This window comes from Roseburia sp. AF42-8 (genome assembly GCF_003435965.1).
Taxonomy (GTDB): domain Bacteria; phylum Bacillota; class Clostridia; order Lachnospirales; family Lachnospiraceae; genus Roseburia_C; species Roseburia_C amylophila.
This window is the reverse complement of the sequence record NZ_QTVB01000134.1, coordinates 1-912: the sequence shown is the minus strand read 5'-3', so window position 1 is coordinate 912 and position 912 is coordinate 1. Positions and strand designations below refer to the sequence as shown.

Below are 912 nucleotides of genomic sequence, written 5' to 3'. Positions count from 1 at the left end.
CTGTTTATAAAGATAATCAAATATGGAATATATCTTGCTGTCTGCAACCTCAAAATTATTATATTGAATATAATCTATTAAATCTATTATATTACGTTCTTTCGTCTGTTCATTTCCCGTCACAACTAGCAACAATTTCTTTTTTGCCCTTGATACAGCAACATTAATCAAATATGGATCATCTACAAAATCTGATATAATATCATCCACTGTTGAAATAATTATATTATCCTTTTCTTTACCTTGAAACTTATGCACTGTATCAGCAGCAATACCTGTTATTTCACTATTCAATGCCTCCACTTGATTTCTATACGGCGCTATTATTCCTGTCTCTCCTAAATCTAGATCATATTTAGGTATAATCTCTTTCTTAATAATATCTATCTGACGTTGGCTATAATGATTCCGCTCATGATTTCCTACAACTGTTTTTACTACTGATAGAACATCCTTTTCCCCCTTATCCTCCGTCATTATAATTAATTCTCCATGATAAAATTTTTGATTACAAAAATTTATTATTTTAGGATGGCATCTATAATGTTCTCGTAATAACGTTTGTGCCACATTGGGCATAACCTCTAAAATGGACTGTAAAAAACTCTTTGTATAGAGATACCCCTCATTTATATTAAAACTATCAAATATGGCTTTTGCTCTTATTTTCACATCACTTGAAACAACATTTGGGAGTTGCTTCGTATCTCCTACAATCACAATATTTTTTGCTCCAGAAATTGCTAACGCTCCAGTCACAATATCTACCTGTGATGCCTCATCCATAATAAGATAATCATATACTACTTCCGAATTTAAGCTATTCCTTGAAGAAAAAGTTGTACTTAATATAACTGGATACTCATCCAATACTTCATATGATTTTTTTCCATAAATCATCTTCCTTAAATT

General features: G+C 30.8%; 1 protein-coding gene. It reads right to left on the bottom strand.

The window, feature by feature from the left end:
* Positions 1–900, bottom strand: a 900-nt coding sequence (locus DW059_RS15660; RefSeq protein WP_330408465.1) for a DEAD/DEAH box helicase, incomplete at its 3' end; no start/stop codon positions are given.
* Positions 901–912 lie beyond the last annotated feature (12 nt).